The sequence below is a fragment of the Neisseria sp. P0024.S006 genome, assembly GCF_051956595.1.
In the GTDB taxonomy this organism is placed as follows: Bacteria; Pseudomonadota; Gammaproteobacteria; order Burkholderiales; family Neisseriaceae; genus Neisseria.
Genome location: NZ_JBQCXH010000083.1, coordinates 1 through 435 on the forward strand (window position 1 = coordinate 1; position 435 = coordinate 435).

The 435-nt window shown below is 53.3% G+C and carries 1 protein-coding gene; it reads right to left on the reverse strand.

All coding sequences use genetic code 11. The features are described 5' to 3' along the window. Positions 1–435, reverse strand: a 435-nt coding sequence (gene yjgA, locus ACTHUF_RS11385; RefSeq protein ID WP_440407766.1) for a ribosome biogenesis factor YjgA, incomplete at both ends; no start/stop codon positions are given.

The window sequence follows — 435 nt, forward strand, 5'->3', positions numbered from 1 at the left end:
ATCCTGCCCTTCTTCTGAAGCATTGGATTGACCGGTCTCCATTGCTGCTTTGATTTCTTGGGACAGCGCGCGGAAGTTTTTCGGCGGTTTGTTTTGTTCCTGCTCTTTTTTGGTGTTGCGGATTAAAGTGCGCAATTTACCGGCGTCGGCCTGCGGAAAATCGGCCATAAATTGGGTAGTCGCGCCATCGTCTGCCAACAGTCGGGTACGCGCCTGCTCGACGCGTTGCAAAAAGGCATTGTGTGCCGCATTGTCACCGCGCAGTTTGGCCAAATAGGCTTCGATGGGTGCGGGGTCGGCATCGCGCATCAGGCGGCCGATAAATTGGGCTTGGCGTTTGAGCGCGCTGTTGGACGTGATTTTTTTATAGGTGGCAATGGCCTCGAACAGGTCTTCGTCCAAGCCGATTTTTTTCAACGTATCACTGGAGAGCTT